Source organism: Pseudomonas sp. M30-35, assembly GCF_002163625.1.
Classification (GTDB): Bacteria; Pseudomonadota; Gammaproteobacteria; order Pseudomonadales; family Pseudomonadaceae; genus Aquipseudomonas.
In genome coordinates this window covers 4,805,419-4,821,137 of record NZ_CP020892.1, presented here as the reverse complement: position 1 = coordinate 4,821,137, position 15,719 = coordinate 4,805,419, and the positions used below count along the sequence as shown (strand labels likewise).

11 protein-coding genes are annotated in these 15,719 nt (G+C 54.3%); all 11 read right to left on the bottom strand.

Annotated elements, in window-relative coordinates:
* Nucleotides 1–3: 3 nt before the first annotated feature.
* Nucleotides 4–2,646: a hypothetical protein gene (locus tag B9K09_RS22025; RefSeq protein WP_087518817.1), complete on the bottom strand. Its 2,643-nt coding sequence runs from the start codon at nt 2,644–2,646 to the stop codon at nt 4–6.
* Nucleotides 2,647–2,687: 41 nt separating this feature from the next.
* The gene (locus B9K09_RS22020; RefSeq protein WP_087518816.1) at nt 2,688–4,733 is read right to left on the bottom strand and encodes a type VI secretion system tip protein VgrG; all 2,046 of its coding nucleotides are present in this window, start codon (nt 4,731–4,733) and stop codon (nt 2,688–2,690) included.
* 21 nt (nt 4,734–4,754) lie between these two features.
* Nucleotides 4,755–5,774, bottom strand: a complete 1,020-nt coding sequence (locus B9K09_RS22015; RefSeq protein WP_087518815.1) for a serine/threonine-protein kinase — start codon at nt 5,772–5,774, stop codon at nt 4,755–4,757.
* 9 nt (nt 5,775–5,783) lie between these two features.
* Nucleotides 5,784–6,515, bottom strand: a complete 732-nt coding sequence (locus B9K09_RS22010) for a PP2C family serine/threonine-protein phosphatase (protein WP_087518814.1) — start codon at nt 6,513–6,515, stop codon at nt 5,784–5,786.
* The gene (gene tssM, locus B9K09_RS22005) at nt 6,515–10,057 is read right to left on the bottom strand and encodes a type VI secretion system membrane subunit TssM (RefSeq protein WP_087518813.1); all 3,543 of its coding nucleotides are present in this window, start codon (nt 10,055–10,057) and stop codon (nt 6,515–6,517) included. Before tssM ends, B9K09_RS22010 begins: the two co-directional genes overlap by 1 nt.
* Nucleotides 10,054–10,935, bottom strand: a complete 882-nt coding sequence (icmH, locus tag B9K09_RS22000) for a type IVB secretion system protein IcmH/DotU (RefSeq protein ID WP_087518812.1) — start codon at nt 10,933–10,935, stop codon at nt 10,054–10,056. Before icmH ends, tssM begins: the two co-directional genes overlap by 4 nt.
* Before the next feature lie 2 nt (nt 10,936–10,937).
* Nucleotides 10,938–12,269: a type VI secretion system baseplate subunit TssK gene (tssK, locus tag B9K09_RS21995; RefSeq protein ID WP_087518811.1), complete on the bottom strand. Its 1,332-nt coding sequence runs from the start codon at nt 12,267–12,269 to the stop codon at nt 10,938–10,940.
* A 3-nt stretch (nt 12,270–12,272) separates the two neighbouring features.
* On the bottom strand, nt 12,273–12,755 hold the full coding sequence (gene tssJ, locus B9K09_RS21990) for a type VI secretion system lipoprotein TssJ (RefSeq protein ID WP_087518810.1): 483 nt from the start codon (nt 12,753–12,755) through the stop codon (nt 12,273–12,275).
* A gap of 5 nt (nt 12,756–12,760) precedes the next feature.
* On the bottom strand, nt 12,761–13,966 hold the full coding sequence (gene tagH / locus B9K09_RS21985) for a type VI secretion system-associated FHA domain protein TagH (protein WP_087518809.1): 1,206 nt from the start codon (nt 13,964–13,966) through the stop codon (nt 12,761–12,763).
* Nucleotides 13,967–13,985: 19 nt separating this feature from the next.
* Entirely contained in the window at nt 13,986–14,081 is a 96-nt protein-coding gene (locus B9K09_RS21980) for a type VI secretion protein (RefSeq protein WP_371917476.1), read from the bottom strand.
* Nucleotides 14,082–14,195: 114 nt separating this feature from the next.
* Entirely contained in the window at nt 14,196–15,710 is a 1,515-nt protein-coding gene (locus B9K09_RS21975) for a sigma 54-interacting transcriptional regulator (protein ID WP_087519240.1), read from the bottom strand.
* Nucleotides 15,711–15,719: the final 9 nt, after the last annotated feature.

The following is a 15,719-nucleotide window of genomic DNA, read 5'->3' as shown; positions in this document are numbered from 1 at the left end:
AGCTTACTCCAAATACTTAATTCGACGGAAGTAACGATCTTCTGGTACGCCTACCCACAATGATTTGGTAGATAGCTTCAATCTCAAACCATCTAGATTATTCTCTACAATTTCCTTTTGAATGTTTTGTCTGGAGCTCGGTGTATAGTCACCTCTGTAAATTAAGTCAACAGCTATATCCTGTATTTTTGATTCGAGATTACTCCAAGTTAAAGTGCCGTATTTTGATATATTTGCAGGTGAGCTTGATATGCGAACTACTTCGCTTTTCATAAATTCATAAACAGGTATGAATAATAAATACTGCTGCTTTCGGCTTATTGTTTGTTTTTTTACCTCATCGGGCGCACTACTTAGATAATTTTTTGCGTTGTTTCCTGATAATCCCTTACTGGCTAGTAACCATGAGTAGAGAGGCTCTTTAATGCCAGCATTAGCTAGATCTTCGGCGGGATTCGGTCTTTGTCCTAAATCATACCCACGACCGATCGTTATACCTGATGCTCCGCCGGGCCAGTGCACAACCCTGCTGAAATAACGGTGCAGCGGATTTGTAACGTCTTCAACATCATTCCCTTCAACATCAAATGTTAATTGGCCGAAAGGCACTTTTAGCCACTTAATATCATTGTCATCGTTCGTACAGCGATGAATCATCCCAACTACCTGAAAATGCCACGCTTTCCCATCCGCGCTTAAGCCTTGTTGCCCTGCCAGTTGATCCCACCAGCTTAATTTCTCAATACGTTGCTTCTCGGCTGTCCAAATCAGGTTTGGTTCACTGGGTTCTGGGGTGAGGATGTCGTCGAGTTCATCCCATTTAGCCGGGTTTTTAAACCACTCGCTCTCGTATTTGGTGATGATTTGAGCGAGGGCTTGGGCTGACCAAGGCTTAGCCAGTGCCGATTTGATTTCACGGCTGCTCAATTTGTCGTCTTTGTTGCTATCGATTATCTCGTATAGCCGAGCGGCGCTGGTTAGCGGGCCGCCATCGACTTTATTGATCATCGTTTGGTAATTGGTTTGTTCCTGTTTGTCGAGCATACCCATAGAGTCTAGGGCATAGGCTACGTGTTCGACGGGTTTACCCGTCTCCTCAATGTAGTCATAACCTTCCCATTCCCATGGGCTGTGCCGGGTAGTGATGAGTTCTTGCTCGCACAGCCAGCCGCTTATGGATTTGCCGTCTTTATCCGCCAAAAGATTTTCCAGTCGCCACCAGTTGGTAACTTCCGCAGGCTGGCCGCTCGTACCGGGCACGCTAACCTTTATCTTATGGGTCGCAGGCAACCCATCCAGCAGGTTTTGCGGGATGGTCAAAGTCACGCCGACTTCAGTTCCCGCATCGGTCAACTTCGGGGGATTGGTTTCGCTGATGCCTTCATGGTGGGCGATTAGTTTGCTTGCACCTTTGTGAATTTTGAGCAGTGTTTTCTGCCCATCTGCCAAGGATGCAGCCCAAGCTCGGCTTCTACTGATAAAGCCAGGCACATCATCACAGCTGAATAACTCAACGTGAAGTTGCTGCTGGTCCACAGCGTCATTATTTTGATAAGTACCGATGTGGCCGATTAACTCTCCAGCCTTGATAGCGGTGGGGGTGTCGAGGATAACGATGCTGTCAGTGTTTTTCGGTTTTGCATCGGCAACTAGAGATTCAAACCAGACGTAACCGGGAAGCTTACCGTCGGCTGCAGGTATCAAGGCGGGTGTTGAAATGCCACTGACAATAGATTCGAGTTTGCGGTATTTGCCTGTTCCACTGACGGTTATTACGCTTGCGCGTGGCAGTACGGCAATGATGTCGCCACCCTGCTCGGTCGCTCGAACATTCAGCCCGAGTATTTCGGTTGCAGGCTTGTCTTTGGAGTCCTTCTCGCTAATGAGGTAGCGGTCAGCACCCAAGCTGTGCATTTCCTCTTTATAAACCCAAGCGTCTCCGGTTAGCTCAGCCACGTTGGGGGTTGTGCTGCTGACTTTCAGCCAACGTCCATCCGGGCTCGCCTCGCTCGCTTCAACGATTACGCCTCTTGGAATCACGCCATAGATCGTGCTGTACCCTGTTTGGCCGGTATAACCTGAGCGAGCATTGAGGCCGAGAACTGGGTCCTTAGCATCGCTTTTGACAGCATATTCAGCACCTTCGCCCCAGAAGCTTGGTTTGGCTAATTTGGTGTCGGCTTGATAACTCTTCCAGTCCTTCAAGTGCATATACAGGCTAAACAGAGTAATGCTCGGTGGAGGAGTGGCGGTTGCAGTATCCGCCGATGTTTGGGCTGTCCCGCTTTCAGGTTTTGTCGGCTTCTCAGGCGCTTGCAGTGTGTGCTTTACCAACACAAAGCCAGTCGAAAATGCAGCCGTGGTCTGCATTGGTGGCTTACCCGGGTACACAGTTGTTGGGTAGGACGCATCTATGCGATAGGCGATGACTTCTCCATCAGCAATACATTTGACGCTGGACTGATCAAAACTATTTGCAGTGCCTTTGTCGAAATGTATACCGCCATGCCATAAACCGTTTGCACCAATTGGGTACGTACCACCAGCGGCATTACTCAATGCAGTCAACATTGAAAATGATCCGTCACTCGCTTCTTTGGCTGGGCACGGCAAGCTCCAGTTGGTGACTAACACTTTGTCATCCATGTCTAATCCCTAGCTTTAATCCATTGAGTTGAGCAGGCAGCTCAACTTGAAAAATTGATTGAACGGTTGGATTTTTTTAGCGGTGTAACCGTTTGGCTTAGTGCTTGGCCTAACGCCTCACCAGCCGAGTCTTGGTCTGCTGCCCCGGGTAAGCCGGGTGCAAGTATTCCAATCCCCGAACCCTTACCCGGAGCGCCGCCGGCGTTGAAGCGGATCATTGGGCCAACCATGCTGATGCCGCTTGGGTCGAGTTTGATAAAGCTGCCGCCCGCTTGCAGGGTGAGTTCTACGCCTGCTTCGATGACCATTTTCTGGCCGGCCTTGAGGTGGATTTCGCGGCCTGCTTTGGTCAGTTGGGCGGTGCCGAGTTGGGTGTGTTGGCTGACGCCGATACTCAGGTGATCGTTGGGTTTGACTTCGACTTTGCGGTCGCCGGTAACGGTCACGTGTTCTTCGGCTTTGAACTCACTGAAGCTGTTGGCTTCGACGGTGTCGTGGCGCTCGTTGCCGATGTGAATTTTCTGGTCGTGTTCGATGTTTTCATCGAGGTCGCGCTGGGCATGGATGAATATTTGTTCTTCGCCCTTTTTGTCTTCAATACGCAGTTCGTTGTAACCCGCACCGCCCGGCGTGCTTTGGGTTTTAAAGGTGCTGCGGGTTTTGTTCGCAGGCAGGGCGTAAGGCACATTGTTTTCTGCGTGGTACAGGCAGCCGGTGACCACGGGTTGATCTGGGTCTGCCTCAAGAAAGGTCACCAACACTTCCATACCGATGCGGGGGATGGCAATGCCACCGTATAAGTCGCCAGCCCAGTTTGAGGCGACACGTAGCCAGCAACTGGATTTGTCGTCACCGCTGCCTTCACGGTCCCAGTGGAACTGCACCTTGATGCGGCCGTACTCGTCGCAGTGAATCTCTTCGCCCGCCGGGCCTGTTACCACGGCGGTTTGGCTGCCGAGAACTTGCGCCTTGGGGTGCGCCAGCGGGGGGCGGAAAGGAATATCCCATGGCGTTGCGACAAAGCTATTGCGATAGCCTTGTTGGAAGTCGTCCGCGTCGCCAATGTCATGAGTCATCGACTCTTCGAGCACTTGCGGCTGTTTGCCTTCATGGCGTACCTGATGGATCAGCCACAGATCATTCCATTCGTTGCGCGGATGATCGGATATCTCTAAAAAGTGACCGCTGATCAAGGCGGGTTGGTCGCTGCTACCTTCAGCCAAGCGATAGTCGCTGCGGTGGCGCTCAACCGCGCGTTGGCTCAGGTGTTTGCCGCGCTCGCGCTCGCTGAAGTGGCCGGGATAGCTGTAGTCTTCCAGGTCTGGAAGTGCTTTGGCGTCTTCATCCTGTGGCTGTTTGTAGGCAGACTCAAGCAACAGGCGCGGTGTTTCAAAGTTGTAGTCGCGCTGGGTGACGCGGCTACTGCGCGTTTGTTGGCGCATGGCAAAACGGCGGATTGCCGGTTCCTTGGCGACCATGCCGCTGCCGGGTAAATACACCGTGGGCCGGCCAAGCTTGGGGAACACGGTTTGGTCATCACCAAACACCAGCAAGTGAGCGTCCGGGCTGTGTTGAAAGTGGTAATGAATACCTTCTTCTTCGCACAGGCGCTGAATAAAGTGCAGGTCGGTTTCATCGTACTGCACGCAGTATTCGCGGGGCGGATAAACCGTCGGACCGAACTGAAATTGATAGCTGTTGCTGAGAATGCCGTGCTCTTCAAGCACCACACTGATGATTTGGGGCACGCTTAGCGCTTGATAAATACGCTGGTTGGTGCGCAGCGCCAAGTAACTCAGTTGCGGCACGATACTCAATTGATAACGGGTCAGGCGTTTACCTGACTCACGCTGGGCAAAGCTTTGGATGATGCCGTGAATACCCGCGCCTTGCGGGGTAAAGGCTAGAAATGCGGCCTTGCCGAGTAGGCTTTCAAGGTCGATATCCGGTTGCTCGCTAACCACCTCGATCTGCAAAAGATAGGGCTGACTAATGCTTTCAACGCCGGTGAAGTTAAGTACCTGCAAGTCGTGAGGCAGGTCTTTGATGTTCAGGCTGAAATGGGTCTCATTGGCCGGATTGAACATGTCGGTTTCCTTGTGCAGTAATCATCCTTTGGCACCTTTTGACGAGAAATGACTAAGCCATCCGGTTCGTCTCACAGGCTCGGGCGTTTGAAAAGCGTGCAGTAATTCGGTGCAGCACTGGCTGCGGTGTTGCGCCTCGAAAGCAATCGCCTTGAGCAACGCATCCCAGCAGCGCTGGGGAATTTGGTCGGGGCGCTGCAGTTGTTGATCAAGCTTTATGTTCATCGCCTGGCGTGCGCTCAGGCGCTGGAACGGATGCTTACCGCTGCTGAGCTCAAGCAACACGCAGGCGAGAGCATAAATATCGGCGGCGGGGGTAAGCGGTTCGCCGTTGATCAACTCCAGCGCGGCATAGCGCGGTGTCCACGCATTGAAGCGTCGGCGCGACAAGCGCGGTAAACCTGCAAGCAAGCCGTCTATTGGCTGGCCCAGGCCGTAATCAAATAAGCGCAAACCATCATCGGCGAGTAATACGTTGCTCGGTTTTATATCGCCGTGAAGCACACCTTGTTGGTGCGAGTAGTGCAGCGCTTCGATCAGTGGAATTGCAATTGAGCGCAGCTCATCCCATGGCAACCCGTGTGGGTTGTCGCAAAGCAACTGATCCAGAGTTGGGCCGTTTAACAACTCGAGGGTGATGAACGCCCGCTTGCTCGCCATATCCACATCAAAGCTGAACACACGCACTACATGCGCGTGTTGTAGCCGGGAGGTGAGTGCAAACTCACTGAACAGCAGTGCGTTGGCATCAGGGTATTCAGCGAAATCATCGCTCAATGTTTTTAGCGCAATGTAGGGATTCGGATCGCCAAATTGCTCGCGCAATAAATCCCTGGCCCGATAGACAACGCCCATGCCACCGACACCCAGCAAGCGCTCGAGCGTGTAGCGATTGCCGAATATTTCCGACACCTCGCTCAACCCTTCAGGCGCCTTTTCCGGTGCCGATTTGGCGGCATTCTCGGCAAAGGCAAAGTATGTCAGATCGTCAGGCTCGTCATCGAGCGCTGCTGGCCTGTCGGCGGCATTCTGGCTAGTCATTCACCATCCTCATTGGCGCACCAGTACGGCGCTGAGGTTGTCGCGCGCGGGGCCATCAAGCACGTGGTCAAACATGCGAGAAATTGCCAGATGCGGCGATGACAGATTGAGCTGAGCGCTGATCGCATCGGCGCTCAGGCCTTGATACAAACCGTCGCTGCAGAGCAAAAAAGCATCGTTGGGGAACACATCCAACTCAATTGTCTCGAGTTGAAGGTCCTCATACGCGCCAATCGCTCGGGTCAGCGCGTGCGAGCCCGGATGGAACTTGGCCTGCTCAACGGTGAGCTTTTTCTCGTCGATCAACTGCTGTGCGAGTGAGTGATCGCGAGTGAGTTGGTAAAGCCGACTGCCGCGCCACAAATAGCAACGGCTGTCGCCAGCCCATACACAGGCCGCCCGCTCGCCATCAATCAGCAGCGCGACCACTGTGCTGCCGATGACGGCATCAGGGCGCGCAGCGGTGACGGTCAGTTCTTGGCCGAGGCGCCGATTTAACTCATGAAGGCATTTGCGCACATGCTTGAGGCGCTCCTCAAGCTCGCATTCATGCGGTAACTCAGCGAGTTGCTCAACAATCAAACGACTGGCGAGCGCGCCGTTTTGATGGCCACCCATACCGTCGGCGACCACCCACAAGCCGCGTTCTGGCATTGCCAGAAACGCGTCTTCATTACGTGCACGCACTTTACCAGTCTCGGTTCTCGCGACACTTCGCCATTGGCTAACTGCGCTCTGCATCAAAGCGCAGCCGGCAGTTTGAAACTGCGCAACATGTTGATGTCGAATGGGTTCGGTGTGCGCTGGCTGTGCAGCAAGTAGTTCGCACGCAAGCCACCCAAATCAGCTTTAAGCAACAACACATCGCGGCCGCTGTGGTAGTCGACACTCATTAAATCGAGCAGACGGAACAGCGACCACGGTCCGCTATTCTTCTCAATGCCAACGCGGCGACCATCAAGCTCCTCAAGGACCAAGCTGGTGCGGCCTTCATTCGCCTGGGCTGGCCAGCTGAATGACGTTTGCACGATTGGCCCGTGACGGTACTCAAGGTCTTCGTCGCCGAAGCGGAAGTCAGCACGCGCCAGGCTTGAATCCAGTGAGTAAGGCTCCAGCGTAAACAGCACCTGAGGCTCGTTTGGATTCTCCGCAAAGAAACTGCGGCGAATGGTTTGAGCGTTGCTCATTTGTCTCAGGAATGAACCCGAGATCGGCATGCCTTGGCCATCCACACGGCGCAATTGATATTTGCCTGAACTGCCGCGTACAAAGGGTTTCAGGTAGCTGTCGAAGAAGTCCTGAGCAATACCATCCGCTTTGAAAAACTCACGGAAGTCGGCAATTGCAACGTCGCTATCACTGTCAGCACTGAACGGGTAACGGTTGCGCAGCGAGGTGCGGTACGACCCGTACAATTCGTTCTTGTAGCGCTTGTTGAGGTAGCCGTACGCTTCATTCAGCGTCAGCGTCCAACTGCCCATTGCCAGAGGTTGGATCCAACCCTGTACCGGCATTGGCAGTCGCGCGGCGGCAGCAGTTACTTGGTCGATCGCATTAGAGCGACCGCCCATGCGACCCTTCGCTTGCTCAAACGCAGATTGCTCAGGTGCGCTGGCATTGGCCAGGCTATTGAGTTGTATCTGCAGCTCGCTCAGCGCTTGTTGAGTCGCTGCCAGTTCCGGACCAGGACCGCCTTCTTTATCGAGCAAGCGATGCAGTGGCTCAAATTGGCGCTGAAGGGTTTTGCGTGCAGTGTCTGGCAGGCTGTCGGCCAACGAGGTCTTGGCTTTTTCCGCCGCAGCGGCTGCAAGCTTCGCGGCTTTACCCAGCTTGCCATTTACCCCTTTGATTTTACCTGCCGCTGCAACACCGTCTGCAACTTCGGCAAGGCCCGCAAAACGGGTGTTCTCACGCACCTCAACCAGCAACTGCACCAGTGGCGAGTTAGCGGCTGTAAGTGCGGCCAACTCTTGTGAGCCTTGCGTAGTGCTGGATATCGGTTGGATGGATATTTTCGCTAGCGCCTCACTCCAGTAGTTGGCGTAATCGCGGAAGTACAACTGCTCCATCTCGACCAGCAGGCGGCTCAAATCCTTGCCGCTCAGCGTTTCTGACGTGTCGTCGCCGAGTACCCAGTTGTCCTGCAGGATGTTGCGCACCAGATCGCCGCCTTGAGCGACAAACATCTTCTGATAACCCGTCTGCGTGTAGAAACCGGGAATCGTGTAATCACTGCCGATAAACAGCCGCGCTTGTGGGCCCAGATTTTGGCTCAGGCGATACTCTGGCAGGCTACGCGCTTGATCACGAAGCATGCGATAGACCACATTTGCCAGCGATTCACTGCGCAGTATTTGTCGCGCTTGTGCAACCAGTTGGCTGTTTAGCGAGTACGGTTTGAACGGACCACTGAGCAAGCGTGAGAAATGATCATTCAAGCTTTTTTGCGCAGTGCTATTGCCGGAATAACTCACTGACCAGTCAGCAGCCATCCAGTCTTGCAGATACGCAGGGTCACGGCGTGATTCCAGGTTGAGCATCAGGTAGGCGCGCAAGCTGTTGAGCAGTCGCTCGCGGTCATCCATGTTGGCGCGAATCTGCGCCTCAAGCTGACGGGCCACGCGCGGTAGCAGCAACTCCTCCAACTCTACGCGATAAGCGCTTTGCACCACCGGGTCAACGTCTTCGCCCTGGTACAAACCTGTACGCTGGAAGTAGGAGACATCATCAATCGGCGGGAAAACCTGGGTTGCCGCGTAGCTTTTATCCAGCGCGCCAAGGATGCGCAGGGCATCATCTTGTGGCGTTATTTTGGCCTGTTCTTGGGTCAGGTCCTGAGCAACGCTGCGTACTTGCTCCAGGCGTCCGTAGTTAGACGAGAAGCCATTGGCCCAAAGGAAACCGAAGATTGCCAGGCACGCGATTGCGCAGCCGTACATGAGCCGGTGACCCCAGTCGATGCGGCGAACTTCGCGCTTATCCAGCCCAGCCAAATCTGACTCAGGAAAGATCACCCGGCTCAGCAGTTGGTTGATAAAGCGAGTGCGACCTTTGCGGAACGTCGGCAGGGCGCTTTTGATCAAGCCAAGGTTGTCGCCAATGCTTGCGGTCATGCCGTCAAGTTGGCTGTCTAGCTCTGGCGCACTGGTGAAATAGAACCCACGCAGGCGGCTGGCGCGCTGATAACGGTTGCCGCTAAAAGCCAGTTCAATGAACAAGCACAGGCGCTCGCCGACCTGACCAAGCTGGTGCGGGAAGTCGAGAATACGGCCGCGGCGCAAGGTGTCGCGCTCTTGGTGCATGCGCAAGATAACTTGGCTGTTGAGGCGCGTGAGCAAGGCTTCGAACTCGCGGCGTACCACTGGGGTGTCGCTGCTGTTTTGGTCCTTGCGAAAGCTGGCGCCGAGCACCTGATCGCTTTCTTCGCGGGACAGTTGATCAAAGAACTCATCGAAACCAAGCGCTTTGTCGGCTTTGCTGACGGCCAGATAAACTGGAACATCCGCGCCAAGCCGCTGGTGAATATCTTGTAAGCGTTGACGGGTCTGACGTGCGAGTGTTTCCAGTGCCTGTTCAGATTTACCTTGCAGGTCATCCAGCGCAATATTGATCAGCACGCCATTGAGCGGACGAGCGCGACGTTTGCGCAGCAAGTCGAGCAAGGTGGTCCAGGCGCTGCCGTCGACTTGTGGGTCTGGCTGAGTCAAATAGCGCCCGGCGGTATCAATCAGCACCGCATGTTCTGCAAAGTACCAGTCAGCGTAGCGCGTGCCGGATACATTCTTGGTCATGCGCGAGGCGTCACCCCGGTTGAGCGGGAACTCGAGCCCGGAAAAATCCAGCAAGCTGGTTTTACCGCTGCCTTGTGGACCTATAACCAAGTACCAAGGCAAGTCATTGCGCCAGCGTTCGCTGCGGCCTTTGTACATGCTCGAGCGTTTAAGGGTGCGCAGTGCGTCTTTAAAACGGCGGCGCAACTCGTGCTGCTCGTCGCTAATCTGACCTTCGCGGCGCAGGCGTTCTTGAGCTTGCTCATCGTTTTCATCTGCTTTCTTTTGCGCAGTCGCTCGCCAGCTGACGAACACCATTGTCAGTCCCCAAATGAGGAACAGAAAGCTGATGGTTAACAGACGGCTGGTGGCTGATGCCCAGAATTTGTAGTCGTTGACCGCAAACAATGGGCCAACGAACCAAACAATCAGGGCAATGAATAGAACCAGCAACAGGCTCCAGACCCATGTTTTACGCAGGAATACGGCTACTTTGCCGAAAAAGCTCTTCATTTTGGATCATCCATGACCGCTGCAGAGGTCGGTAGATTTTGCTGAAATGGCTCAAGCGTGGTGTCGCGTTGCTCGCTCAATACCCAGGCGAAACCGCTGTACATAACACCCAGAGAGATGACGGTGAACAGTGCAACCATCCACCACGGCACAATCCGCACAAGGCGATTGCGAGCATCTTTCAAGCCTTCCCAGTGCGGTGAGATATCCCGTGGAATATCGCCACGCAACTGGCGGATTTGCCGGTAAAGGCTGTCGCGTACCGCTTCCAGTTCGAGCATGCCGCGTGGCAGGACGCGGTATTTGCCTTCAAAACCGAGTGACAGACACAGATACATCAGCTCCAACATGGGCAGATGTTTGACCGGGTTGCGGGCGAGGCGCTCAAGCAATAGGAAGAACTTTTCACCACCGAATGTCTCGTTGTGAAAGCTGCTCAGCAGGCTCATTTTCGACCACTGGCTTTCATTGCCCCAGGCTGTTGTGACGACTGCTTCGTCAAGCACTGTGCACAGTACATAACGCGCCGCCATGACCTGGCTGTTGTCCGCACCTTCATTGAGCGAGGTGTGTTCGAACAAGCGAATTGCGCTGCTCAGGCGCTGATGCAAGCTTGAAAGGTCTTCGTGCTCATGGCTGTGCTTGAGCCTGACCACTTCAGAGAGCAATGGCGAAGCAGCAGCAACCAGCGGGTTGAGGCTGATGTTGAAGCTTTCTGATGGCCGCAGTCGTGCGGCGTAAATCATCCGCTCTTCGAGCTGTTCGAATTTTGGCGCGGTGGCAAAATCGGTCAGCGGGCTTTGTGCTGGAGCGCCACCGTCTCGGCTCAGAATGACGGTTTTGTCACCCTGGCTGTAGTTGTCATCCTTGTTACTCATAGTCAGTTCCTGATCGCCCAGAATTTCAGCTCAAGCTCAGTCAGCTCGCCGGAGACATGGAATGCGAAGCCGCCGGAGCGCTCCAGTTGTGCACGCTCTTCGGTGGTCAATTCCAGTGCGAAATAAGTCTTGCCGGAGTGGAATGGGATCTGCCGTGGAGCCACCGACAATGGCTTCACCTTGATACCTGGTAGATGCAGGTTGACCAGTTGGCGAATGCGTTCAACCGGCGCTACTTTAAGGTGCGCAGGCAGGCGGCGGCGTAGTTCCTCGGAATCACACTGGGCACTGGCGGCAAGCACGAACGATGAAGTGTTAAGCAGCTTGTGGTCGTGTAGCGGCGAGACCTGAATGCCGTACTGACGCTGTTGCAGCAGAAGTTCGATCGCGTGTTGTTCGAGCACCATCGAAAGCAATTCGCGCAGCGCGTCCATCAGTTTGCCGAAGCTCTGTGCCTGATCGCTGTGCAGGTAATAACTGTCCAGACGTGGGCGTTTACTCTCGCCGGAATAGGTCGCCAGTTCGCCGAGCAAAGCCAATAGCTCACGGTAAATATGCTCGGGGTGAACATGCTCGATATTCAGGTAATGACGTAACACCGGTTCTGAACGGTTGATTAGCTGCAGCATCAAAAAGTCGCCAACTTCGGCGCCTGCGACTTTGCCAGATGCGCGAATCCGTTCGGCGAGAATATCGCCACGATGGCTGAGCATACTGATAACTTCTTTCAAGCATGACAGCAGATAGCCAGACGCCTTGAGATTGACATAGCTCGGCATGAACTCGGTGTCGAGGCTGACAACCCCAGCCGGGGTGCTATCGAAGATCACACACAACTGCAGTTTGACGAACGCCTGGTCGCTCTGCTGATCGCCCATCAGCAAGCGAAAGTCCGGGCGGGCGCAACTTACCTGGCTGCTGGCGGCGTCATCGGCATTCGAGTCGGCGACATTCTCGACCACGGCGGTATAGCGCGACAGCACATCTTGCTGCTCAGGTCGGCGGCTTTCGATGTGATTACCGGTCACCAAAGGTAACGCCAAGTAAACCGGCATGTTGCCAGTGCTTGGCGGTACATCAATTACCAGCGGCTCACGCTCGCTGCCAAGGTCAAACAGGCTACCGTCGGGCAGTACACCGCTGGCCTTGCTCACGACCAATTTGCCCATGTTGAGGAATTGGCGGTCGATCTCCAGTTCGAAGAAACCCCAGGCATAGCTCTCAAGCTTTTGCGTGCGGGTCTTTAACTGGTAGTCGTAGTATCGGTCATTTTGTTGAAAATGCTGCGGGCGCAGCAGCATCCCTTCTTGCCAGACTACTTTGTGTTGGCTCATGGTTTAGTCCTTGCCCGCTTCAGCATCGGACACCGCATGTATGCCTTCTTTATCAAGGCGCAAATTGATCCGGTTGAGCGCTTTGTCATGCAGCGGAATCACGAATTGCCATTGGGTCTCTGGCAGGTCGCGATAGGCAGCAAGAACACCCACATAACGGCTGCCTTCTTTTACCGTCAGCTTCAGCTGGCGGTTTTCGCCTGGACGTAATTCCAGTTCTTCAAGAGCGACCAGGTCAGGAGAAAGGGCTTCTTTTGGACGCTCATAAAGCGAGAAAAAATCTGCATTTTCGAAGGCAACCGGATGCTTCAGCTCCATCAACCGAATGACGATTGGAGAAGGGCGGTTGCTGATATCAGGATTGAGCTCGCTGCTACCTGACAGGTTCAGTTCTAACTTGGTGTAACTTGAGTATGGCGACAGTGCTGAGCAGCCTGTGAGTGCCAAAAGTGCGGTGAAGACCAATAAGGAAATCAAGCGTTGCATGGAAATCATCCTTGAACGTCATTGTTGAGTGTGGCGATCAGGCGAACCTGTTCTTCGTAAGTAGTGGCAAAGTCGCGGGCAAACAGGCGCTCATTCCACTCATTGTTTTGTTCGAGGCTGTTGTGCAGGCGCCGGTAAGCGCGCCAGCGGCTGCCCGAGGTGGCCCATAGCGGTTTGCGTCCGTCGCGTTCAAAACGCAGGATTAATTGCTCGGGCGACAATTGCTCAAACACACCTTTAACCGCCGCGCGGCTGGCAGCCAACAAGGCAACCTGGTGTGCTTGCAGGTCACGAAAGCCTCGGCTGATGGCTTGCTCAGCGGGTAATTGCCCCGGCTTTTGCCCACGCAATAGCGTGTTCATCACATCGCTGGTGTCGGTGCTGGTTTTCAGCGGGTTATTGCCGGAGCTCTGCACCGTGGTCAGGGCCAGGCGCATTTCGTTTTTCAATTCGCTGCGCGTGCGCAAACTGTGTTGCAAGCTGCTAACGCTTTGTCTGAGCAATTTGCCAGCGTGTAGCGCCAAGGCCTGGCGGGCAGGCTCGTCGAGATCATTGAGCGGTACGCCAAGCGCTTCTGAAAAGCGCTGCCAAAAAGCCTCGGACATTGACTCTGGTGCCGGCGCGGGCTTGCTGGCTTGCGCGGCACTGGGCGCTACCAGTTCGGGAACCAACAGGTTTTCGGTTTCGACCCGTGCGTAGTCATGTTGCTGCGCATCGCTCAGTTCTGGAACGTCAAGCGCGGCCAGTTCATCGCTGGGCTCATAGCCTTGGCTTTGCTCTTGCTGATCCAATGCGTTAAGCGGATCCAGATCGAGAAAGGCGTCATCGGGAATGATGCTGCTGCCGGTTGTGTGCGTGAGCCCAATATCAGCCTCAAACTTACTTGGGTCCTGGATCAGGCGGGCGCGCACCTCGAACTCGCCGAGGCAATAGATGCTGCCGTGCTCAATGCGATGCGGCTCTTGCTTGCGCAGGTTGGCGCCACTGTCTTTGAGCTGAATACCATTGCTGCTGACATCTGTCAGGTAAAAGCCACCATCGCGAAAACTGATTTCGGCATGGCGGCTCGAAAGAACGCGTTTGCGGTCGGGTAGAACCCAGTCGCAGGTGTCCGCACGGCCGATAATGCCACCGGCTTGCTTGAAGGTTTTGCTGGTCGCAAGGCCGGGCAAAAATTGCTGGGCGCTGACTACGTCGAATACCAGTTCCATGGTGCCTACACTCCTGAGATCAATTGCCGCGTTTGTCAGCTTGCGGGTCGCCTAGTGGACGAAATTCATCGTCGTTAAACTTGTAGTTACTGGTGCAACCAGCAAGTGTCAGCATTACAGCTAGCAATGTTATGGCCCAGAAGTGTGGCTTCATCTTGAGTTCCTCATACGTTAAAGCTGGCAGAGCTCAGCGGGTGTTAAGTGTTGTGATTTAGTATTTTTAAGTCGTTCAGATATCGTCTGGGCTGATGCCCAAGCGTTCCATTCGATACAGCAGGGTTCTGCGTGGAAGCCCCAGTTCACGGGCCGCCTTGCTTTGATTGCCGCGGTTCCTGCGCAGGCTGTCGAGCAAAAAATTACGTTCGACTTTCGCCATGCGCTCGCGCAAATTGGTCGCAGTGTCGCTAGCAGTTTCGCGATTAAGGTTGAAGTGCTCGGGCAACAGTTCATCGTCTTCACAAAGCAATACGGCACGTTCAACCAAACCTTTCAGCTGGCGCACGTTGCCCGGAAAGCTATATTGCACAAGCGCGGTCAGGGCCTCTTCGGACCAGCGACAAGGGCCGCGTTGAAGGAACTCGCAGGTGTTTTCACCAAAGTGTCGAGCCAGCAGCAGAATGTCTTCGTTGCGTTCACGCAACGGCGGTAACTCAATTGGGAAGTGCGATAGGCGATAGAACAAGTCTTCGCGGAACAGACCTTTTTCAACTTGGTTTTGCAGGTCGTAATGCGTCGCGGCAATGATTCGCACATCAACTTTATGCGTGTCGTTGCAACCCAGCGGACGAACTTCACCTTCTTGCAGAACGCGCAACAGTTTGGCTTGAAGGCTAAGTGGCATGTCGCCTATTTCATCAAGAAACAGGGTGCCATTGTCAGCCGCATCAAATAGGCCCTTGTGGTCTCGATCAGCGCCGGTAAAAGCACCTTTGCGATAACCGAACAGCTCGCTTTCGAGTAGATGTTCAGGCAGTGAAGCGCAGTTCTGTACGACGAAATTCATACTCCGGCGCGAGCCACAGTTATGAATCGCGTGGGCGACCAATTCTTTGCCAGTGCCGGTTTCACCGGTGAGTAATACGCTCACCGGGTTATGCAGGACTTTGCCAATCAACTGATAAACGTCGCGCATGGACTGGCTATTGCCGATCAGCCCGTAACCGCTGGTGCGGACGGGCTCAACCTGGACTTGCTGTTGCACTTCGCTCGGCGGCGGCGGGAGCAGGCGATGCATTAATTGCAACTGGTTGACCCCAAAGTTTCCGAGCAGGCTCAACGAGTCAGAAAAACCTTGCAGGTCTTGCGTATGGTGGCTGGCGCATAACAACAGACCGCTGACATGTTGCTGCTTATCAACAATGGGTAAGCACAGCAAGCTACGCCACGGCTGCTGGGTGGCCGGTAAGAACTCAGTTTGATGCAGGCTGTTGTCGAGTTCGTTAAGGCTCAATACACGGTTTTGGCACAGGCAATATTGCAGCAGTTGCTCGCCGTCATAATCGCTCGGCAAACTGTCGGCAGCCTGTGGCTGTTGCAAACCATTGAGCCATTCTGCGGTTAATGTCAGGCGTGTATGGGTGCTGTCCAGCAGGTAAAGCTGGCTTAGCGCCGAGCCAGTCAATTCAGCGGCCGCCTCAACCAACCCACCGAGCAGGTTGTTCGGGTTATTGACCTGAGCCAAACCTGCCAAGCGCAGCAGCAGCCCCTCTGCATAATTCAGAGGCTGTGGTACCTGAGCGAGAATGGACGGCAC